The following is a 20,256-nucleotide window of genomic DNA, read 5'->3' as shown; positions in this document are numbered from 1 at the left end:
GCGTAATTGCGAACACGACCGACGCCCCGAAACGCTTCGACTCCGGAACGCGACGTTTCCCGGGCGCACGGACACTGACGTACCAGCATGTCGATCATAGTCACGCTCCACGTGGAGCACGAACGTCTCGCGCTGGTGCCCACGTTACGGCGGCTCGACGGGGCCGACATCGAGGTCGTAACGCAGGGCACCACGGACCCCGGGTCCTCTGAGTTCCCGTTTCTCGTCGAGTACGGGGACCGCGACGGGCTCGAACGAGCACTGGAGTCGGACCCGACCGTCGGGGAGTACGAGCTCATCGAGTGGTCCGACGGGACCGGGGTGTACTACATCGAACACACGTCGGAGACGGAGCTGATCAGCACGGCCGTCTCGGACGCCAACGGGTTCCTCATCCACACCGAGTCCGAGCGGAACGGGTGGCTGGTGCGATTGCTCCTCCCCGACAGAGCCGCGCTGAGCGACGTCTGGGACCACGCCACGGAGAACGGCATGCAACTGGACATCGTCGAGATTCACGACAACGAAACAACGGATTCCGGGCCCTCCTACGGGCTGACCGACGAACAGCGGCAGACGCTGTTGATCGCCTACGAGAACGGGTACTTCGTCGAACCGCGCGAGATGTCGCTCGACGAACTCGCCGACGAACTAGGGCTGTCGTCGACAGCCGTGAGCGGTCGGCTGCGGCGCGGTATGCGGAACCTCGTCGCGGCGACGATCGCCACCGAGGGCCCCGAACAGTGACCGGCAACTCGGCCCTCGGGTGCTGAGCCCCCGAGATCCTCGAGCGGACCGGTCGACGCGATACTACCACGTACTCGAGGCCTGCGAGGGCCGCCGAGACGGGTGCTGTAATAAAAGGGGGGAGTTTTTCATGCTCGGCTTTATTGTTCATTACATTTTCTATCTATAAGAATGTCCCACGAGCAGGACCATCCAAACTATCCGAGTGTTGACCAGTCAGACCGAACGCTACCTCGCAACCTCCGGCAGACCGGAGATCCGGGGATCGAGATGCTCGTCTCGACGCGCGTTCGAAAGTCACCGTTCTTCGATAAATCGTTCAACGAGAACGGCGCTTGGCGGTGTACCGTCTACAACCGTCTCTACCACCCGCGCGGGCTGGTCGAGCCCGAAGACGGGGGCGCTATGGCCGAGTACGAAGCGCTGACCAACAGCGTAACCATCTGGGACGTCGCCGTCGAGCGTCAGATCCGCGTGAAGGGTCCGGACGCCGAGGCGCTCACCAACCACGTTGTCACCCGCGACGTGAGCTCCATGGACGCGATGGACGGCAAGTACGTCATCCTCTGTAACGAGGACGGCGGCGTCCTGAACGACCCGGTGCTGCTCCGGCCGGCCGAGGACGAGTTCTGGTTCTCCATCTCGGACAACACGCTGATGCAGTGGCTGCAAGGCGTAAACGTCGGCATGGACTTCGACGTCGAGATCGACGAGATCGACGTCGCCCCGATGCAGATCCAGGGGCCGCTCTCTGAGGACGTGATGGTTGACGTCGTCGGCGACGAGGTCAGCGAGATCCCCTACTACGGGCTGATGGAGTCGCAGGTCGACGGCGTCGACGTGCTTATCAGTCAGACCGGGTTCTCCGGCGAGAAGGGCTTCGAGATCTACGTCAAGGAGGCCTCGAAGTACGGCGAGCGGGTCTGGGATCAGGTCCACGAGAGCGTCCTCGACCACGGCGGGATGCAGATCGCTCCCGGTCACCACCGACGGATCGCCGCGGGCATCATGTCGTGGGGCCAGGACCTCGACCACGAGACGTCGCCGTTCCAGGTCAACCTCGGCTACCACGTCCCCGACGACAAGGACGTCGACTACATCGGTAAGGAGGCGCTCGAGGAGCAGAAAGAACAGATCGAGAACGGCAACTACCCGTTCAACCACAAGATGATCGGGATGAAGATGGCCGGCGAGCCGATCCACGACTACGCGCCGGACTTCTGGCTCGTCTCCGATCCCGACAGCGGCGACGAGGTCGGCTACCTGACGTCCCCGTGGTACAACCCCGATCTCGAGACCAACATCGGGATGGGCTTCGTGCCAGCCGAGATGATCGAGGCCGAGACCGACGTCCCGCTGAACGACTCGGTGTACGACGAGGACCTCGACCTCGAGTTCGAGGTACATCTGCCCGACGAGTACGCCGAGGAGCCCGGCGAGCCGGTGTTCGCCACCGCGGCGAAGATTCCGTTCAAGGAGTCCGTCAACCCGAGCGCCCGCGAACAGGCCAAGCTCAGCGCGAAGCAGGAGGCCAGCTCGAACGACTGAGCGACACCGTTCGGTTCAGACCCGAGTAGTCGCGGCTCGCCTTGGCCCCTGACCCGCGTTCGGGGAGGGTCCCGAGGCGGGGGTCCCTTCCTCGCCGATCGCGTCGACGTTCGAGAGACCTCAGTCTCACGTTTTCTTTTCTGTCGGCTTCCGAGCGCAGTCGCGGCGTGACGAGTCGCGCTCGACGGGACGCGCCGGCGACGCCGCGAGGGCACCCTCCGCGGCGACCCTGGACGGAAAGTACCGTCGGATACCCGTACGCGGGGACTCGCGGAGACTCGCGGGGACTCGCGGGTCCTTCGAAGGGCGGGGACTCGCGGGTCCCTCGGACAGCGCGGGCCGGTGGGTCCCTCGGACAGCGCGGGCCGGTGGGTCCCTCGGACAGCGCGGGCCGGTGGGGTCGTGAGCTACCGGTAGAGCGGGAACTCGTCGGTGAGGGCGTCGACGCGGTCCGACACCCGCTCCACCGTCGCCCCGTCCTCCGGGTCGTCGACGATGTCGGCGATCAGGTCGGCGACCTCCCGGCAGGCGGCCTCGTCGAAGCCACGGGTCGTCAGCGCGGCCGTGCCGGCCCGGATCCCCGAGGGGTTGAACGCCGAGCGCGTCTCCCCCGGAACCGTGTTGGCGTTGAGAACGATCCCTGCGGATTCGAGGGCGCCCTCGACCGCCTTGCCGGCGGTATCCGGATGGGATGGGCGGAGGTCGGCCAACACGAGGTGGGTGTCGGTGCCGCCCGACACGAGTTCGAGACCGCGTTCCTGGAGCTGCTCGCCGAGCGCGGCGGCGTTGTCGACGACCTGGCGTGCGTACGCCTCGAACTCGGGTTCGAGCGCCTCCTTGAACCCCACCGCCTTGCCGGCGACGTTGTGCATCAGCGGGCCGCCCTGCGCGCCGGGAAACACCGACGCGTCGATGTCGTCGGCGTGCTCCGCGTCGCACATCACGATCCCGCCGCGGCCGGCCCGGATCGTCTTGTGGGTCGAGCCGGTGACGAAGTCCGCGACGCCGACCGGCGAGGGGTGGACGCCGGCGGCGACGAGCCCGGTGATGTGCGCGATGTCCGCGAGGTGGTAGGCGTCGACCGCGTCGGCCGCCGTTTGGATGCGCTCGAAATCGACCTCGCGGGGGTACGCGGAGTAGCCGGAGACCACGATGTCCGGATCGAACTCCGCCGCGGTCTCCCGGAGCCCCTCGTAGTCGATGTACCCGGTCTCGGGATCGACCTCGTACTGTTCGACCTCGTAGAGCTTCCCGGCGAAGTTGGCGGGATGCCCGTGCGAGAGGTGGCCGCCGTGTTCGAGCTCAAGCGAGAGGATCCTGTCTCCGGGGTCTAGCATCGCGAGGTAGACGCCCATGTTCGCCTGCGTCCCGGCGTGCGGCTGCACGTTGACGTGCTCGGCGCCCCAGAGCTGCTTGGCGCGTTCGATCGCGAGCTCCTCGATCTCGTCGGCGCGCTCGCAGCCGGCGTAGTAGCGCTCACCGGGGTACCCCTCGGCGTACTTGTTTGTCAGCTCGGAGCTCTGGGCCTGCATGACGGCCTCAGACGCGTGGTTCTCCGAGGCGATCATCGCCAAGGTGCCCTCCTGTCGCTCTCGCTCGCCGTCGAGCGCGTCCGCCGCCGCCGGATCGACTACCGCGACCGTATCGTACGTCATGTATCACATAGGGGGCGCTGAGCACGAATGAATCTGTCTTCGGCAGAACGTGACTGTCAGTTGACGACCTGTGTCGTCACGGCGCGCCGTGGGAGTCCTTCGGTCTCAGGTCGGTTTCAGCCGATCGCTCGTCTCCCGCCGGTGAGCGGTGTCAGAACGGCCGCGGTGCTTATCCGACTTGATGTCATAAAATGCATGATGTTGGATCGGCTGAAGGCGGCAGCGATGTTCATCCTCGACCCGCCGTGGACTCGTGACGGTCCCGAGACGTTCACTATGGCGGTTCCCGAGGCGCACACGACGTTCAAGCGGGGCAGCGTCGGCTGGGCGAAGCGCCCGCCCGCGGTCGTTCGATGTTCCTCCTGTCGACACTCGTTCACTCACGAGTTTGCCAACGACTTCCTCGACTGTCCGAACTGTACCATGGAGCGCTCCCCCGAGGAGTTCGACGAGTTCGAACTGATCGCGCTCGTCTGTCCACACTGCCAGCGGCGGTTGGACCACGGCATCCGCCATCCCGAGATGATGGACGTGCCCGAGTTCGCGTCCTGCACCGAGTGTCAGTACCACTGGGAGTACCAACACGACTACGAGCTGTAGCGGGACGTATCCGAGTCGCTTTTTGCCCTGCTCAGCCTAACGAAATCGTGACTTACTCGAACAAACCACCGGGCCCAATCGCGGACCGGACCTTCGACGTCGGTCTCTGGGTCGGCGCCGCCGGGGGAGTCGCCTGCGTCGCGCTCCTCTACTGGGCCAACGTGCTCTCCGTGACGGACCCGCTTCACACGACGGTGACCCTCGTGCTCTTTCCGGTGTACGTCCTCTCGGTCGCGGTGTTTCTTGGTTTATGGTTGGGCTACGATACCGACGAGACCAACCTCACGCGGGTGATGGTCGAAGACGAGTCCGACGAGTCCGATAGGTCCTAACGGAACGCTCGAGTGCGTGACGCGCCGCTGCGGCGCCGTGACGGTCAAAAAGAAGCGAAACGAGGCTGCTTCCGACGCGCTACGAGGTGAACCGCGGACGATCAGTCGCCCGGTTCACCCTCCCCGCTCGTGATGTCGGTAACGACCTCGCCGCCCTCTCTCTCGATGACGACTTCGCCCTCCTCGGCCATCTCCTGGACGCGCTCCTGGAACTCCTTCGATTCGAGGATCTGGTACTCGGTGTCCAGTCCCTTCTTGATCGCGTACATCATGAACACGAGGATGAACGCGAACGGTAAGCCGGTCGAGATGGCCGCGGCTTGGAGCGCGGCTAGCCCCTGCGAGCCGCCGGCGATGAGCAGCGTCGAGGCGACGACGCCCTCGGTGACGGCCCAGAAGACGCGCATCGCGACGGGCGCGTCGTGCTTGCCGCCCGAGGTCAGGTGATCGATGACCAGCGACCCCGAGTCCGACGACGTGATGAAGAACGTCGCCACGAGGAGCACCGAGAGCGAGGACAGGATTATCGTCCCGGGCAGTTGCTGGAGCATCGAGAACAGGGCGACTGCTCTCGGCACCTGCACTCCTTCCGCGAACATCGCGGCGCTCACGGCACCGCTGGACAGCTCGATGCTGAGTGCGCTCCCGCCGAGGGCCGCGAACCAGAGCACCGAGAACAGCACCGGCAGGATGAGCACCCCGCTGATGAACTCACGGACGGTGCGCCCCTTCGAGATCCGGGCGATGAACATCCCCACGAACGGCGACCAGGCGATCCACCACGCCCAGTAGAACACGGTCCAGTCGACGAGGAACAGTCCCGCGCCGTCTCCGCCGGGACCGTAGTAGGCCGACCCCTGGAAGTACGGCTCGGTGACCGCACCCGCGTAGAACGCGAGGTCGAAGAAGTTTCCGAAGTACTGTCCGAGCCCCTGCGGGATCATCTCGAAGATGAACAGGGTGGGACCGAGGACGATGACCGCCGTCAGCAACGTGAACATCAAGAAGAGGTTCAGATTGCTGAGCCGCCGGACGCCGCCGTCGAGTCCCGCCGCGACCGATAACACGGCGACCGCGGTCACGCCGGCGATGATCGCGACCTGGACGGGCGTTCCGAACGGGACCGCGGGCGCCGCACCGACGTTTCCGCCGAGGAAATTGAGTCCGGCGTTTATCTGTTGGGCCCCCAACCCGAGAGAGGTCGTCAGCCCGAACAACGTCGCGAACACGGTCAGGATGTCGATGATGTGGCCGGGCCACCCGTAGATGCGTTCACCCAGAACCGGCCAGAAGATCGACCGGAAGGTCAACGGCAGACCGCGGTTGAACGAGAAGAACGCCAGCGACAGTCCCACGAGCGCGTATATCGCCCACGGGTGGAAACCCCAGTGGTATAACGAGACTGCCATAGCCACCTGCGCCGAAGCCTGCGACGCGCTCTCTGCACCCAAGTGCGGGTCGAAGAAGTGCCAGACCGGCTCCGCGACGCCGAAGAACATGAGGCCGATCCCCATCCCGGCGCTGAACAGCATCGCGACCCATGAGATGTCGCTGAACTCCTTGTCAGCGTTGACTCCCCCGAGCCTGATCTTTCCGTACTTGCTCAGGGCGAGGTACACCATGAACACGATGAACACGTTCGCGACCAGGATGAAGAACCAACCGAAGACCTCCGAGATACCGGTCCGTACGTCGTTGTAGAGCGTACTCGCTTGGTCCGGGAACGCCAGTGATAATCCAATGAACGCGACGATCACCAACGCCGAGATGCTGAACACCTGCGGGTGGACGTCGAGGACCTTCGTGTCCCCGATGCTGAACTGCTTGTTCGTGTCGCCCGGCTCACGGTCGGTATCCGCGTTGAACAGCTCTACCTGGAGGCCTTCACCACCGAATCCTCCGTCATCTTCGCTATCACTCATACGATACCTCCCTCGTAATCGTGGTACGTCGCCGTTTGTTCGTCATGATTTGGATCGTTATCTTCGGTCTGGTTGTGCTGTACACGCATCATACGCGTTATCCATACGCATGAGTGGTGTTGACACGTAAGGTGGCTTGGCCGTACCCGTAAGTATGCTTCGGATAATATAAATAAAAAGGAACTTGTTGTTTCGAACAACAGTATCCGCTCCGAGCAACACATACTGTCGGTTTACGTGCATTTCGTGGTTCGGACTCAGTCCGCACGGATCGGGATCACCCGAGGAGACGCCGCCGCGTGAGCCCTCTCGGACTCGATTTCGACGCGCTCACCGCGGTCATCGGTAGGTATCGAGCAGGCCGTGATGCGTCGCTCCGCGGAGTGGTCCCGCCGTCTCGCCGCGAACGCGCTCCGGCGGAACGGTAACCCGATCGCGTCAGTAGTAGTCCCACTCGTCGTCCGGGTTGCCCTCGGTGACCTCGTCGGAATCGGTCGCTTTCTCCGGAGCGACTTCCTGGGGATCACGCATGCCGTCGCCCTTGACCGATCGGTAGATGAAGACGCCGAAGGAGACGAGCCCGCCGAGAAGCAGGAGTCCCCCCGCGATAACCGCGAGAGTGAACGCCCCGCTGAGGAGGTCGGACGATATCTGTACGACGATCATGTCCATACGACGCCCTAGGGGTTGCAGCCTGAAGAGTATTACAAACGATCGGAGCGGGATCCATGTCCGAATAAAACGGAAGCGTCGCTCTCGGGAGCGTCAGGGCCGGCCCGTGCGATGGCGCGGTCGTCCCGTTCGGATCCCGTCGCGTCGATGACTCACTTGGCACCCTTCCCGACGATCGTCACCGGGACGTCCGACATCCGTGCGACCTTCTCGGCGGTACTCCCGATGTACTTGCTTATCGCGCCCCGTCCCTGCTTGCCCGTTACGATGAGATCGATGTCGTTGTTCTCGGCGTACTCCACGATCTCGGCGGCGACGTTACCGGTTCGGACCACGCCGGTCCCGTCGAGGCCGCGATCCGCCGCCCGATCGACGACGCCAGTGACCGTCTCCTCGCCGTACTGCTTGTACTCCTCCATCTCGTCGTCGCCCAGCCCGACGGTCAGAATGTAGGTCGCCTCCGTTTCGACCACGTACACCGAGTGCACGTGTGAGCCGAGCGACTCCGCCAAGTCGAGCCCCTTGCTAACGGATGCCTCCGACTGTTCGCTTCCGTCGGTAGCGATGAGAATGTTCTCGAACATAGGTGCGAACTGATATCACTCAGTACAAATGAAATAGGTTCGGGTATAACACATCCCAGACATGTTGTGCAATACGCGACTCGACTGGGGCCGCTCGGCGTCCGATCGGGGCCGCAGGGCGGGTCGATACGGGGCATCCCCCGATCAGCCCGTTCGGACCCGTCCTGCGCCCCCGAAGTGTTCTTTCACTTATTGGTCTCCCTGATATAGATCGAGAACGCGGTGAACACGAAGAGGGTGCCGGCGACGACCGGGCGCTGCGCGAACAACGTGACGAAGGCACCCACTGCGAGCAGGACCGCGAGAACGGTGGCTCCCTTCGGGACGAGGTCGTCCATCGTCTGCAGTACGTCGTGCGGGTCGTTTATACGTTCCGCAGCCCGGAACGGCCTCCGGCTCCCGGTGAAGAGGCGGGGAAACGCGGTGGCCGCAGGGCGACCCCGGTTCGGACCCCGTCGACGGATCTCGCGACAGTCGCGCCGCCGTCGAGCCCAGCGGCCCGCTCCCGGGAGACGGATCGGGGGACGAGCTACGTCTCGTCCGACGATTCGCGGTGGTCCCACCACAGCCCGAATCCGCCGAGGACCGCGGCGAACACACCGAATACCACCTCGAACAGCGATCCCGTGACCGCGCCCGAGACCGCGAAGACGACCCCACCGACGCACATGAACCCGCGGATCAGCGTTCGGAACTCTACTGACATTCCCTCTGGCCGCCTTGGCGTACCACGACCACGCTCCTAAGCGCTTCGGCCGTGTCGACCTACTCCGCCGAGCGGTCGATTCGGTCGGTCCCCGCGTTCTGCGTCGCCAGTCGGACCGCGTCGTCCGCCGCCGCCTCGATGTCGGTCGCGCGGCGCTCCGTCTCCGCGCGGAACGACTCGTCGTCGGCCGACGCGGCGTTGATCCGCGCGGTGAAGAGCGCGCTCCGGAGCGCGGCGTCGACGAAGGACGCGCCGATCCCGGCGTCGACGACGACGGGACGGTCCGCCACCCCGGTCACGACCGTCGCCGTCTCGAGCACGGCCAGACAGGTCTCGGCGAGCGCGAGCGGCACCTCCGTCGCTCGTTCGTCCATCGTCGGATCCTCTTCGACGCCGTCCGCGCCGAACACCGCCTCGACGACCGCCGCGTCCGCCTCCGCGAGCGTCAACAGGCGCTCCCGATCCGACTCGAGCGTCCGCCGGAGCTCGGCGAGGTCGGCGTCGGTGTTCACCTCCGCCTCCCGCAGGTGGATACAGACCATCTCACAGAGCGCCGTCCCCATCGCCCCGACGACGCCGCCGACGGTGCCGCTGGCCGGCGACACCGACGCCGACGCGACGTCGGAGAGGAGGTCGGCGACCGACTGGGTCTCGTCGTTCATACCCGATCGAGGAGACAGAGACTAATCAAAACCCCCACTCGGCGACGCGGCGTCACGCGTCCGACCGGTGGTTGACCACGTCGACCTCGTACCCCTCCGCGGCGATGCCGTCGACGATGTCGGCCGCGTGCTCCGCGCCGCTCGTCTCGACGTCGAAGACGAGGTACGCCTCCCCGACGTCGAGGTCGTCGACCGATCGGTCGTGTCTAACGTCGTGGATGTTGGCGTCCCAGTCGGCGATGACGCCGGATATCTCCTCCAGCCGTCCGGGTCGGTCGTCGATCCGGACGCGGATACGGAGGATCTGCTTCCGGGCCGCCAGCGCGTAGATGAGCACCGTCCGGAGCTGCGTCATGTCCAGGTTCCCGCCACAGAGCAGCGGCATCACCGTCTCGCCGCTGACGTCGAGGTCGTCGCTCAGGATGGCCGCCACCGAGGCGGCCCCGGACCCCTCGACGACCTGTTTGGCCCGCTCCATCAACAGCAGTATCGCCCGGGCGATCTCGGTGTCGGTGACGGTGACGACCTCGTCGACGTTCTGCTGGATCATCCGGAGCGTCGTCTCGGAGATGCCGCCGGTCGCGATCCCGTCGGCGATGGTGTCGACCTCCTCCAGCGTCACCGGGAACCCCTTGTCCAGGCTCTCGTGGACCGTCTCGGCGCCGGTGGCCTGCACGCCGACGACCCTCGTCTCCGGCGACAGGTGTTTGATCGCCGTCGAGACGCCGCTTATCAACCCGCCGCCGCCGATGGGGACGACGACGGTGTCGACGTTCGGCAGGTCGTGGTACATCTCGATCCCGAGGGTCCCTTGTCCCGCGATGATGTCGACGTCGTCGTACGCGTGGACGAACCCCGCGTCGGTGCCCTCGACGGCCGACTGGGCGTGTGCCATCGTCTCCTGGAAGTCCCGGCCGACGAGTTCGACGGTCGCGCCGTAGCCCCGGGTCGCTTCGACCTTCGCCTGCGGGGCGTTCTCCGGCATGAAGACCGTCGACTCCGCCCCGCACCTCGTGGCCGCGAGCGCGACCCCCTGCGCGTGGTTCCCGGCGCTCGCGGCGACGAACGAGTCGACGCCCGCCTCGACCTCGTTGCGGATTTTGTTGTACGCGCCCCTCGTCTTGAACGAGCCGGTCCACTGGAGGTGTTCCATCTTGAGGTACACCTCCCCACCGACGAACTCGTCGAGCGACGAACTCCGCTCGATCGGCGTCTGCTTGACGACGGTGTCGTCGTCAAGCCGGTCGCGGGCCCGCTCGATGTCCGCGTACGTGACGGGGAGGTCGTCTGAGTTCGTGCTGGTCATCGGGCGAACTGGACGGTCGGGTCCGTGATACTGGCGCTCATCGGAGGATCTTGTCTCGTTCGGCGTCGAAGAGCGGTTCGCCGCGCACCGTCGCGTCGTACGTCTCGCCCTCACAGCGTATCTGCACGGACGTGCCGGCCTCGGCGTACTCGTCGGGGAGGTACGTGTAGGCGACGGACTCGCCGATCGAGTAGCCGTAATCGCCCGCCTGAACGTACCCCTGGGCCTCACCGTCGATCATGACGGGCCGTCCGCTCAGCATGACGTCCGTCGAGTCGTCGAGCGTGAGGGGGACGATCCGGTCGTCGATGCCGTCCTCACGGGCCGCCTGCAGCGCCTCCCTGCCGACGAAGTCGGTGTCCATGTCCACGGCGAACGGGAGCCCGGCCTCGTAGGGGTTCGAGTCGGTGTCGATGTCGGTTCCCCACAGTCGGAATCCCTTCTCGAGGCGCATCGACTCCAAGGCGCCCCCGCCCATCGGCCGCACGTCGAGGTCCCGGCCGGCCTCGGACAGCGTCTCCCAGAGCCGCTGCCCGTACTCGCTCGGCGCCCACAGCTCCCAGCCGAGCTCACCGACGTAGGAGACCCGCAGCGCGACGACCGGCACCTCGCCGACGTAGATCTGCTTGGCCGTGAAGTAGCCGAAGTCCTCGTCGCTGACGTCGGCGTTCGTACACCGCTGAAGCAGGAGCCTGGACTTCGGGCCCCACAGGCCGATCGTCGACCGGGCGCTCTCCTCGATAGTAACCGACACCGTCTCCGGGGCGTGGTCCTCCAGCCAGCCGCCGTGGATGCCCGGCGAGTTGCCGCCGCCGGTCGTGACCATGTACTCCTCGCTGTCGAGTCGGACGACCGTCACGTCCGCGAGGATGTTGCCGCCCTCGTTCAGCAGCAGCGAGTACCGGACCTGTCCGTCCTCGATGTCGACGTCGTTGCTGCACATCCGCTGGAGGAACTCACCGGCGCCGTCGCCCTCCACCATGATGGAGCTGAACGTCGTCATATCGAACATCGATACCTTCTCGCGGGTGTGAAGGTGTTCCGCGCCCTCTATCGCCGACCGGTTGATCCCCTGCCAGCCGTCCTGCTCGGGGATCCGGTCGGCGTAGCGGTCGACGAGGTCGGCGTTGGACTCGTACCACTGCGGCGTCTCCCAGCCCCCGGACTGGTAGAACTCCGCCCCGAGAGCCTGCTGTTGGGCGTAGAAGGGGCTCGTCCGCAGCCCGCGGTGGTCGTCGGGTTGCCACCGCGGTTCGACGTTCATGTACACCTGCTCGTAGCGGGTGTCTCCCCGGTCGACGAAGTAGTCCTTCTCGCCGGCGTGGGGTTCGAACCGTCGCACGTGGATGCCGCCGGTGTCGACGGGACCCGACGGGAGCCGCGGGACGCCGTTCTCCATCCACTCGGCGATGATGCGGCCGTAGCCGCCCGAGTGGGTCCACCAGATGGCCAGCCCGGACCAGAGGCCGTCGACTTCGGTCGGGCCGACCGCGGGCATCCCGTCCGGCGTGAACACGAAGATGCCGTTCTCCGTGGCGGCGTACTCGGCGTCGGCGGTCGCCGGCAGGAGTTCGTCGAACGCCTGCTTCGCCGACTTGTCGCGGTACCGATGAGTCGGCTTCGTCCAGTGTTCCTCGGTGAAGCCGCGGACCGACGCCTGACTCTCCTCGGTGTTCGTTCCCATCGCCTCCGGGTCGACGGACAGGGTCTCGTGGTTGTACGACCCCAGCCCGATCGCGTCGCCGTGGGTCCGGAAGTACAGCGAGTGGTCTTGATCGCGGCCGACCGGTCGGTGCGGCCCCTCGCTCATCTGCTCCTGGATGTCGCGGTTGCCGGGCACGTCGAGCCCCGACGTGTTCTCGCCGACGTTGCTGTCCGCGTCGGCCAGCTCCTCCATCGGTTCCGTGACCACGTACTGGTGCTCGACGGGCGCGATCGGGAGGTCCAGCCCCGCGAGCTGACCCGTCTGGTACCCCCAGTTGTTCGTCGCGATGACGCACCGATCGCACTCGATGCGGCCGTCGTCGGTGACGACCGCGCCGATCTCGCCGCCGGTGACCTCCATGTCCGTCACCTCGACGTTCCCGTAGAAGTCCGCGGAACTGTGTTCAACGTACCACTGGAGCGCGCTGATGCCGTCGACGCGGCCGTCGGTCGGCGAGTAGTAGCCGCCCAAGATCTCCTCTTCGTTCACCAGCGGGAGGTGTTCGGTCACCTCCTCGGGCGACAGTAGCTCGGGCTCCGGCAGGCCGTAGGCGGTCGCCCACTCGACGCGCCGGCGCAGGAAGTCCATCCGCTCCTCGCTCCGGGCCAGCTCGATGCCCCCGACCTCGTCGTACACGCCCGCGTCGGACAGCAGCCGGCTCGTGTAGTGGGCCGTCTTCGTCTGTATCTTCGACGGCGACGTCTGGAACATGATCCCGGGCGCGTGGACCGACGATCCGCCCGTGACGGGGAGCGGCCCCTGGTCGACGACGACCACGTCCTCGGCCCCGAGTTCGCTCAGGTGGTAGGCGACGCTGCAGCCGACGGCACCCGCGCCGATGACGACGGTCTTGGCCTTCGTGGGAGGCTTCGTGCTAGACATTAGTTCTCTCAAAGAATGGCCGTGTCCGTCTCATAAATACATCGGTAAATACGGGCGAAGAACGGTGAAACCGGTAGCGTGCGGCGGTATCGGGGTGTCCGGCGACGACCGGACCGTCTCACGTCCCCGGTGGCAAACCACAACGTGACAGCGATGGGAAACGATCTGTGACCCGACGGGGCACGACCCGGGATCCAGCGGTGCTCCGATCCCTCAGTCGACCAGCGGCTCCTCGCGGACGGTCGCGGCGTAGCGGTCGCCCTCGAAGAGCACGTCGACCTCGGTGCCCGGCTCGGCGTACTCCGGCGGCAGGTACGTGTACGCGACGCAGGCGCCGGCCGTGTAGCCGTACTCGGCGCTGTGGACGTAGCCGATCGCCTCGTCGCCATCAAGCACCGGTCGGTCGTCGAGGATCGTCGCGGTCTCGTCGTCGAGCGTCAGGCAGGCGACCTCGTGGCTGATGTTATCCCCGTCCGCGGCGGCGGCGACGGCCGCCTTGCCGATGAAGTCGGTGTCGAGGTCGACGGCCCACCCGAGGCCCGCCTCGTAGGGATTGTGCTCGGTGTGGAGGTCCTCGCCCCAGAGCCGGAACCCTTTCTCGATGCGGAGCGCGTTCAGCGCGCCGTTGCCGTACGGGCGAATGTCGTACTCTTTGCCGGCCTCGAGGACGTGCTCCCAGAGCTGCTCGCCGTACTCGGAGGGGGTGTAGAGCTCCCAGCCGAGCTCGCCCGCGTACGAGAGCCGCATCGCCCGCACCGGAACGTTGTTCACGAACGTCTCCTGGCTCGTGTAGAACGGGAAGGCCTCGTCGGAGAGGTCGGTGTCAATCACCTTCGAGAGGACCTTTCGAGCGTCGGGACCGGTACAGACCATCGCCGCGAGGTCGGACGTGACCTCGTTGACGACCACGTCGTCGGGGGAGTGGTTGCGGACCCATGCGACGTGGTTGTTCCCGACCTCCCTGCCGGTCGTCAACAGGAGATAGCGGTCGTCGTCGGTCCGGGTGACGGTGATGTCGGCCCGGACGCCCCCGCCCTCGTTACACAGCAGCGTGTACGTGATGTCGCCGACGTCGAGGTCGATCGCGTTCGTACAGAGGCGCCCGAGGAACGCCTCGGCGTCGCTGCCGATGACCTCGATCTTGTTGAACGAGGTCATGTCGTGGAGCCCGACGGCGTCGCGGACGTGCAGGGCCTCCGCGCCCTCGATCGGCGACCAGTACTTCCCCTCCCAGCCGTCGCGGTCGGGGATCCGGTCGGCGTACCGGTCGACGAGGTCGGCGTTGGACTCGAACCACTGCGGTTCCTCCCAGCCCGCCTCGGCCCACAGCTCCGCGCCCATCTCCTTGTGGGTGTGGTACATCGGCGTCCGCCGGATGTCCCGCTGTTTGTCCGTCCAGACCCACTTGGGGTGCATGACGTTGTAGACGATGCGGTACTCCTCGGCGCCGATGTCGCGGGCGAAGTCCCACGACCCCTCGTGGGCGTCGAACCGGTTCACGTCGCTGTCCGCGAGGTCGATCGGGCCGTCGTCGAGCCGCGGGACCCCGTTCACCATCCACTCCGCCAGCGCCTTTCCGGCGCCCCCGGCGTGGGTCACCCAGATCGCTGCCGCGGTCCAGAGCCCGTCGCACTCTTGGACCGGACCCATGACCGGCAGGCCGTTCGGCGATTCGGCGAACATCCCGTTGTACTTGAACTCGAGCTCCTTCCCCTCTGTCGCCGGCAGCAGCTCGTCGCTGGCCTGCCGGGGGGACTTGTGCGGTCGGTCCGGGTGGGTCGCGTTGTTCATGTGCTGGTCGGTGAACTCGTGGACCGATCCCTGCTCGCCGTCCGGATCGTTGCCGCCGAGCTCCATCGGATCCGGCACGATCGGTTCGTGGTTGTACGAGCCGATGCCGTAGGAATCGCCGTGGGTCCGGAAGTACATCGCGTTGTCCTGATCGCGCAGGATCGGACGGTCCGGCCCGACGAGCAACCGTTTCGCCTTCTCGCCGGAGACGTTGCGGTAGTTCTCGAACAGCGGGTGGTTCGCGACGTCGACGGCGGCGTCGCCCAGTTCGTCGAGCGACTCCGTCATCGTGTACTGGTGTTCGACCGGCGTCACGGGCAGGTGGACGCCGAGCTTCTCGCCGAGCTGCCGCGCCCAGATGTTCGTCGCGACGACGACGTCGTCGCACTCGATGGTGCCGTTCTCGGTGACGACCGATTGAACCCCGCCGTCGGCCGTTTCGACGTCCTCCGTGCGCGTGTGCGGAACGAACGTCGCCCCCCGGTCTATCGCGGCCCGCGCCAGCGCGTCGCAGGCGATGACGCCGGAGACCTGCCCGTCGGTCGGCGAGTAGTAGCCGCCGAGGATGCGCTCCTCGTCGACCAGCGGGAGGTGCTCGGTCACTTCTTCGGGGGAGAGCAGCTGCGGATCCGGGATCCCCCACGCCTTCGCCGCCTCCACCCGCCGCTGGAGGAACGCCATTCGCTCCTCGCTGCGGGCGACCTCGATGCCGCCCGTCTCGTTGTACGCCTGCTTGCCGTCGGCGCCCTCGAGCTCCGAGTAGAGCTCTCGGCTGTAGTCGGCGAACTGGCTGAGCGTCTTCGGCTCCGCGGTCTGGAACATGATCCCCGGCGCGTGCGTCGAAGACCCGCCGGTGGTCGGCATCGGGCCCTGATCGACGACCACGACGTCCTCCCGACCGAGTTTCGTGAGCTGGTACGCGACGTTGCAGCCGACGATTCCGGCACCGATGACGACGGTGTCGGCCTGCGTCGGCAGGCTTTCTGTGGGCTGCATAAATACGACTGTATCTCGCTATGGCGGCGGAATATAATTGTCGCATAGGCCGTCTTTGGGGCCCGTTTCCCCTCAACCCGTCCGGCTCCTGTCAGAATGTGGTTTCGCGGCCGTCGCCCGCCTCGCTCGAGTCGTCTGGTGTCCCATCTCGGCGTCCGTCGCGTTGGCGTTCGATGTCCGTCGCGTCCCTCCCGGTTCCCGTGGCGATCGGTCGCGACGGTCCGCGAGGGGATCACGGCCCCTCGACGAACGAGGGTGAGCCCGGGGCTTTTGCCCCTGTACCGCCGGGTCAGACCATGGAGTACGAGCCGGTAACTCATACGACGACCGACCGCCGCCTCAGCCGACATCCCTCCGGCGCGACCGTCGACGCAACGGTCCACCGGTACGCGGGGGGCAGCGGGCCGACCGTCTACCTGCAGGCGGCACAACACGGTATCGAACTCAACGGGCCGGTCACGTTGCGGCACCTCCACGAGCGGCTCATCGAGGCTGACCTCGCGGGCACCGTCGTCGCCGTGCCGGTGGCGAACCCGCTGGCCTTCGATCACCGGTCGTACGTCACGCCGACGGCGTACGACGCGCGGAACGCGAACCTGAATCGGGTCTGGCCGGGCGACGAGACCGGCAGCTTCCAGGACCGGGTGGCCGCCCGGCTCTGGGAGCTGGTGACCGACGCCGACGCGGTCGTCGACCTCCACACCGGGACGCCGGACATGCTGGCACACGTCAGGTTCGGAGAGGGCTCCGACGCGCGCGGGCTCGCGAGGGCCTTCGGGACGGAGTACCTGCTCGCCGACCCGGACGAGGGGCCCACCGGGATGCTCCGGGACGCCGCGGAGCGCGTCGGGATCCCGGCGATCACCGCGGAGCTATCGAACAGTCGAACGGTCGATCGGTCGGCCGTCGAAACCGGCGTTAGCGGCGTCATGAACGTACTCCGGGAGATGCGGGTCCTCGAGGGAGAACCGTCCGCACCGGCGGTTCAGACCGTGCTCCGGAACAGTCTCGAACACACCATCGCCGAGGAGTCGGGGTTGTTTGAGCCCCGACGGTCGGTCGGGGTCGGCGACCGTCTCGAGGCGGGCGACGCGCTGGGTGCGGTGTACCGTCCGACCTCGTTCGAACGCCTCGGGACCGTCACCGTCTCCGAGGCCGGCGTCGTCTACTCGTTGGCTCGCGGGGTCGTCGTCGAGGGGGAGCGTCTCGCGGCGGTCGCGACCCGCGGGTGAGACTCGGCGAACAGGCGTCGACACCACGTGCCGCCGGTTTAAAGAGCTTCACGTATTCGATTATTATATTAAACGGGTTCAGTATTCCCCACGCACGCTTATTGTACGTTATGTCATAGAATAGCATTGTCATGGGGCTCCAGACCACCTTCGACGTCCTCTCGACGCTCGTCGGGAACCAGCAGTCGCGCGGCAGGTCGGTCCGGAACGTCGAGGCGACGACGGACGGCTCCACGCTCCGCGTCGATATGGAGGTGCTGGTGCCTCTCCGCTCGACGCCGACTGACGAGACGGACCGGGAGCCGACCGTGGAGGCCACGTCGCTCACCGACGACGGCGGGCTCGCGGTCGAGTTGACGGTGCCGGAGCTGGTTCCGCTCCCGACATCGACGGCGGCGACCGTCGAGGTGAGCGGACGAACGGTCGAGGTCACGCACGGGGCGCTCGAAGTGGCCCTCGACCTGACCATCGATCCTCCAGCCGCCGGGCCTGCGGAATCGGAGGGTAGTGTGACGGGCGACGCCGTCACAGACGGCAACGGCGGATCGATGGTCGAACACGCTCGCCGTGAGGCCGTCACCGACGCCGTCGGCGATGTCGAACCGGCAGAGAGTAACCCGTCCGAGACTGATCCGGTCGGGAGTGATCCGGCCGGTGGTGACCCGTCCGAGAGTGACCCGTCCGAGAGTGACCTGTCCGAGAGTGGCCCGTCCGAGAGTGACCTGTCCGAGAGTGGCCCGAGTGACGGCGTGGAGGCGGTCCGCGACGAGTCGATGCCGCCGTACGAGGACGTCGATTACCTCCGGGCGCTCTACGCGGAGTGCGATACGTTCTCCGAGATGCGGGACGCGATCGCGATGGACGTCTCCGCCGAGACGGTCCGGCGGTACATGATCGACGCCGGGGTCCACGAGCCGACCGCCTACGAGACGGCGACCACAGACGGGCGGACCGATCAGGGGACGGCGGACGGACCGTCGGAACGGGATGAGGCGTCCGAACGGGACGGGTCCCCCGTGGAGTCTTCCTCCGTGGAACCGTCCACGGAGGAGGACTCGCGGCGGTCGTTCCCCGACGCCAAACTCGTCGCCGACGGTATCGGCCTGCCGGACGACGTCGAGATCGGAGATGTCATCGAGTCGGTCGTGCGGTCGTCGACCGTCTACGAGGTCAGACGGGACCTCGACCTTGACGACGGCTACGCCCGGGAACTGCTGGACCAACTCGACCTCCTAGACCTCGTGATGTGCCGCCTCTCTAAAGCCCCCGACAGGGAGGTTACCTACGAAGAGGCCGCCGCACGCGTTCGGCAGTGTACGACCGCGAGCGGATGACGCTGCGACCCGATTCAAGCCGCGATCGGACGGCGCTACGCGGCGATCCGGGCGTCGAACGAGTAATGGTAACGACTACCATTTAAACTGGTTGACTGGGGAACCCACAGATGGAAATAGGTCTACCACTTACGTATGAACAGTAATGTCGGCTGGAACGCAAGCGATCAAGCGGAGTGACGGCGTCGGAGCGCTTCTCACTGACGCACGATTCGAACTGATGCCGTTCGAGAGCTTCGAGGACGAGATCCGGCACCTGCCGGACGACGCGACGATCGCCGTCACCACGTCTCCGCAGCTCGGGATCGACACCACGGTCGAGCGCACCGAGCAGGCGGCCGCACTCGGATACGACGTCTCGCCGCACATCGCCGCGCGCTACGTCGAGGATCGCGACCACCTCGATGAGATCGCCGAGCGCCTCACCGACGCCGGCGTGACGGACATCTTCGTGCCGGGCGGCGACCGCGAGGAGCCCGCCGGCGAGTTCGAGTCCGCACACGACCTGTTGGTCGCTCTCGACGAGTTGGGCCACTCCTTCGACGAGGTCGGCATCACCGGATATCCCGAGGGACACGACTTCCTCGACGCGGAGGCCCTGTCCGACGCGATGGCGAAGAAAAGCCCGTACGCGACCTACCTCGTCACACAGCTCTGTTACGACCCCGACGCCGTGCTCGAGTGGATCGACGACATCCGCGACGACGGCGTCGACCTCCCCGTCGAGGTCGGCATCCCGGGCGTGATGAACTACCAGCGCCTGATGCAGATCTCACAGAAGGTCGGCGTCGGCGACTCGATCAAGTTCCTTCGGAAGACGACCGGCATACTCGGCTTTGTAAGGCAGCTCGTCGGATCGCGGGGGGTGTACAAGCCCGACGACCTCATCGACGGGCTCGCGCCGTACGCGGACGACGATCACTACAAGATCAGGGGGATCCACATCTACACGTTCAACCAAACGCCGGACACCGAATCGTGGCGCACTGAACGGCTCGGCCGATAGCGGTTCTCGTCCGTGGCCGTCGTTCGTTTGATCCCCGCTACGTCGTTCGTTTGACTCCCGCTAGCGTAATTGCTGTCCGCGTCGAGTGACCTCACCGGACGGACGCGTGACGAGTAGCGTTTCGAACGAGGAGTTCCCGGAGAGCGGTCGACGGGCCGGGGAACGCGAGGACGTGACCGCTCGTCGGCGCTCAAAACCAGAGGAACAGGGATCCGAACCGGTAGGGGGTCGACACGAACGAGATGACGAACACGAGTAGGGCGAGGAGGAATGCGACTCCAGCGAGCCTGACGAACAACAGTGACAGGAACGGGAGCAGTAGCACGGCCGTCATCAGGATGATAACGGCCATCAACAGCGCGAGGGCGACCCGAAGCCCCTTGGACTTCGGGTTGAAATAGCAGCTCGGACAGGTATCGTGCCCGCTCTCTACCTCGTGTCCGCATCGTTTGCAGTTCTGCGCTCCGCCGATGAGTGATGACATGATCTTCCGCTCCGGTTCCCGCCGGATATGAAAATGTGGAGGCAACCGCGCATAAACCTTTGTGCGGACGGGACCGCCGTGTTAAGTTAAGA

At 66.0% G+C, this 20,256-nt stretch carries 18 protein-coding genes; 7 read left to right on the top strand and 11 right to left on the bottom strand.

The window, feature by feature from the left end; genetic code table 11:
* Positions 1 to 87 precede the first annotated feature (87 nt).
* Entirely contained in the window at positions 88 to 747 is a 660-nt protein-coding gene (locus tag DJ74_RS16930; protein ID WP_094523161.1) for a helix-turn-helix domain-containing protein, read from the top strand.
* Positions 748 to 918: 171 nt separating this feature from the next.
* Positions 919 to 2,295, top strand: a complete 1,377-nt coding sequence (locus DJ74_RS16925; protein ID WP_094523159.1) for a glycine cleavage system protein T — start codon at positions 919 to 921, stop codon at positions 2,293 to 2,295.
* A gap of 407 nt (positions 2,296 to 2,702) precedes the next feature.
* Here the strand turns inward: DJ74_RS16925 and glyA are convergent, their stop codons facing one another.
* Positions 2,703 to 3,950, bottom strand: coding sequence for a serine hydroxymethyltransferase (gene glyA, locus DJ74_RS16920; protein WP_094528009.1), 1,248 nt, complete (start codon positions 3,948 to 3,950; stop codon positions 2,703 to 2,705).
* A 195-nt stretch (positions 3,951 to 4,145) separates the two neighbouring features.
* Here glyA and DJ74_RS16915 point away from each other — a divergent pair, with 195 nt between their 5' ends.
* Both DJ74_RS16915 and DJ74_RS16910 read left to right on the top strand, forming a co-directional pair.
* Entirely contained in the window at positions 4,146 to 4,550 is a 405-nt protein-coding gene (locus DJ74_RS16915) for a hypothetical protein (RefSeq protein WP_094589381.1), read from the top strand.
* Positions 4,551 to 4,597: 47 nt separating this feature from the next.
* Positions 4,598 to 4,882 carry a hypothetical protein gene (locus DJ74_RS16910; RefSeq protein ID WP_094523153.1) on the top strand — a complete coding sequence of 95 codons (285 nt, stop codon included), beginning with the start codon at positions 4,598 to 4,600 and terminating at the stop codon, positions 4,880 to 4,882.
* A 101-nt stretch (positions 4,883 to 4,983) separates the two neighbouring features.
* Here the strand turns inward: DJ74_RS16910 and DJ74_RS16905 are convergent, their stop codons facing one another.
* The 9 genes from DJ74_RS16905 to DJ74_RS16875 all read right to left on the bottom strand — a co-directional run bounded on the left by DJ74_RS16905 (position 4,984) and on the right by DJ74_RS16875 (position 16,108).
* Positions 4,984 to 6,804: a BCCT family transporter gene (locus DJ74_RS16905; protein ID WP_094528008.1), complete on the bottom strand. Its 1,821-nt coding sequence runs from the start codon at positions 6,802 to 6,804 to the stop codon at positions 4,984 to 4,986.
* Between the two features lie 438 nt (positions 6,805 to 7,242).
* Complete coding sequence (locus tag DJ74_RS16900; protein ID WP_094523149.1) at positions 7,243 to 7,476, bottom strand: hypothetical protein; 234 nt, start codon at positions 7,474 to 7,476, stop codon at positions 7,243 to 7,245.
* A gap of 152 nt (positions 7,477 to 7,628) precedes the next feature.
* On the bottom strand, positions 7,629 to 8,060 hold the full coding sequence (locus tag DJ74_RS16895; RefSeq protein WP_094523147.1) for a universal stress protein: 432 nt from the start codon (positions 8,058 to 8,060) through the stop codon (positions 7,629 to 7,631).
* A 185-nt stretch (positions 8,061 to 8,245) separates the two neighbouring features.
* Positions 8,246 to 8,398 carry a hypothetical protein gene (locus DJ74_RS19340; RefSeq protein WP_170938284.1) on the bottom strand — a complete coding sequence of 51 codons (153 nt, stop codon included), beginning with the start codon at positions 8,396 to 8,398 and terminating at the stop codon, positions 8,246 to 8,248.
* Positions 8,399 to 8,589: 191 nt separating this feature from the next.
* The gene (locus DJ74_RS19335; protein ID WP_158217267.1) at positions 8,590 to 8,766 is read right to left on the bottom strand and encodes a hypothetical protein; all 177 of its coding nucleotides are present in this window, start codon (positions 8,764 to 8,766) and stop codon (positions 8,590 to 8,592) included.
* Between the two features lie 59 nt (positions 8,767 to 8,825).
* Positions 8,826 to 9,428 (bottom strand): cyclodeaminase/cyclohydrolase family protein, encoded by a 603-nt coding sequence (locus tag DJ74_RS16890; RefSeq protein WP_094528007.1) that lies wholly within the window; start codon positions 9,426 to 9,428, stop codon positions 8,826 to 8,828.
* A 52-nt stretch (positions 9,429 to 9,480) separates the two neighbouring features.
* The gene (ilvA, locus tag DJ74_RS16885) at positions 9,481 to 10,734 is read right to left on the bottom strand and encodes a threonine ammonia-lyase (RefSeq protein ID WP_094528006.1); all 1,254 of its coding nucleotides are present in this window, start codon (positions 10,732 to 10,734) and stop codon (positions 9,481 to 9,483) included.
* Positions 10,735 to 10,771: 37 nt separating this feature from the next.
* On the bottom strand, positions 10,772 to 13,321 hold the full coding sequence (locus DJ74_RS16880) for an FAD-dependent oxidoreductase (RefSeq protein WP_094528005.1): 2,550 nt from the start codon (positions 13,319 to 13,321) through the stop codon (positions 10,772 to 10,774).
* A gap of 213 nt (positions 13,322 to 13,534) precedes the next feature.
* The gene (locus tag DJ74_RS16875) at positions 13,535 to 16,108 is read right to left on the bottom strand and encodes an FAD-dependent oxidoreductase (protein ID WP_094528004.1); all 2,574 of its coding nucleotides are present in this window, start codon (positions 16,106 to 16,108) and stop codon (positions 13,535 to 13,537) included.
* A 296-nt stretch (positions 16,109 to 16,404) separates the two neighbouring features.
* On the opposite strand from DJ74_RS16875, the gene DJ74_RS16870 reads away from it, so the two are divergent.
* The 3 genes from DJ74_RS16870 to DJ74_RS16860 all read left to right on the top strand — a co-directional run bounded on the left by DJ74_RS16870 (position 16,405) and on the right by DJ74_RS16860 (position 19,680).
* On the top strand, positions 16,405 to 17,340 hold the full coding sequence (locus DJ74_RS16870) for a succinylglutamate desuccinylase/aspartoacylase family protein (protein ID WP_094528003.1): 936 nt from the start codon (positions 16,405 to 16,407) through the stop codon (positions 17,338 to 17,340).
* A 131-nt stretch (positions 17,341 to 17,471) separates the two neighbouring features.
* Positions 17,472 to 18,674, top strand: coding sequence for a hypothetical protein (locus tag DJ74_RS16865; protein WP_094528002.1), 1,203 nt, complete (start codon positions 17,472 to 17,474; stop codon positions 18,672 to 18,674).
* Between the two features lie 145 nt (positions 18,675 to 18,819).
* Positions 18,820 to 19,680, top strand: a complete 861-nt coding sequence (locus tag DJ74_RS16860) for a methylenetetrahydrofolate reductase (protein WP_094523133.1) — start codon at positions 18,820 to 18,822, stop codon at positions 19,678 to 19,680.
* Positions 19,681 to 19,870: 190 nt separating this feature from the next.
* Here DJ74_RS16860 and DJ74_RS16855 read toward each other — a convergent pair whose 3' ends face one another.
* Positions 19,871 to 20,164: a hypothetical protein gene (locus DJ74_RS16855; RefSeq protein ID WP_094523131.1), complete on the bottom strand. Its 294-nt coding sequence runs from the start codon at positions 20,162 to 20,164 to the stop codon at positions 19,871 to 19,873.
* Positions 20,165 to 20,256 lie beyond the last annotated feature (92 nt).

Source organism: Halorubrum sp. Ea8 (genome assembly GCF_002252925.1).
GTDB lineage: Archaea > Halobacteriota > Halobacteria > Halobacteriales > Haloferacaceae > Halorubrum.
This window is presented reverse-complemented; position numbering and strand designations above follow the sequence as displayed.

Coding starts and splice junctions, on each gene's coding strand:
- DJ74_RS16930 (WP_094523161.1), top strand. CDS start 88: ATGTCGATCATAGTCACGCTCCACGTGGAGCACGAACGTCTCGCGCTG.
- DJ74_RS16925 (WP_094523159.1), top strand. CDS start 919: ATGTCCCACGAGCAGGACCATCCAAACTATCCGAGTGTTGACCAGTCA.
- glyA (WP_094528009.1), bottom strand. CDS start 3,950: ATGACGTACGATACGGTCGCGGTAGTCGATCCGGCGGCGGCGGACGCG.
- DJ74_RS16915 (WP_094589381.1), top strand. CDS start 4,146: ATGATGTTGGATCGGCTGAAGGCGGCAGCGATGTTCATCCTCGACCCG.
- DJ74_RS16905 (WP_094528008.1), bottom strand. CDS start 6,804: ATGAGTGATAGCGAAGATGACGGAGGATTCGGTGGTGAAGGCCTCCAG.
- DJ74_RS16900 (WP_094523149.1), bottom strand. CDS start 7,476: ATGGACATGATCGTCGTACAGATATCGTCCGACCTCCTCAGCGGGGCG.
- DJ74_RS16895 (WP_094523147.1), bottom strand. CDS start 8,060: ATGTTCGAGAACATTCTCATCGCTACCGACGGAAGCGAACAGTCGGAG.
- DJ74_RS19340 (WP_170938284.1), bottom strand. CDS start 8,398: ATGGACGACCTCGTCCCGAAGGGAGCCACCGTTCTCGCGGTCCTGCTC.
- DJ74_RS19335 (WP_158217267.1), bottom strand. CDS start 8,766: ATGTCAGTAGAGTTCCGAACGCTGATCCGCGGGTTCATGTGCGTCGGT.
- DJ74_RS16890 (WP_094528007.1), bottom strand. CDS start 9,428: ATGAACGACGAGACCCAGTCGGTCGCCGACCTCCTCTCCGACGTCGCG.
- ilvA (WP_094528006.1), bottom strand. CDS start 10,734: ATGACCAGCACGAACTCAGACGACCTCCCCGTCACGTACGCGGACATC.
- DJ74_RS16880 (WP_094528005.1), bottom strand. CDS start 13,321: ATGTCTAGCACGAAGCCTCCCACGAAGGCCAAGACCGTCGTCATCGGC.
- DJ74_RS16875 (WP_094528004.1), bottom strand. CDS start 16,108: ATGCAGCCCACAGAAAGCCTGCCGACGCAGGCCGACACCGTCGTCATC.
- DJ74_RS16870 (WP_094528003.1), top strand. CDS start 16,405: ATGGAGTACGAGCCGGTAACTCATACGACGACCGACCGCCGCCTCAGC.
- DJ74_RS16865 (WP_094528002.1), top strand. CDS start 17,472: ATGGGGCTCCAGACCACCTTCGACGTCCTCTCGACGCTCGTCGGGAAC.
- DJ74_RS16860 (WP_094523133.1), top strand. CDS start 18,820: ATGTCGGCTGGAACGCAAGCGATCAAGCGGAGTGACGGCGTCGGAGCG.
- DJ74_RS16855 (WP_094523131.1), bottom strand. CDS start 20,164: ATGTCATCACTCATCGGCGGAGCGCAGAACTGCAAACGATGCGGACAC.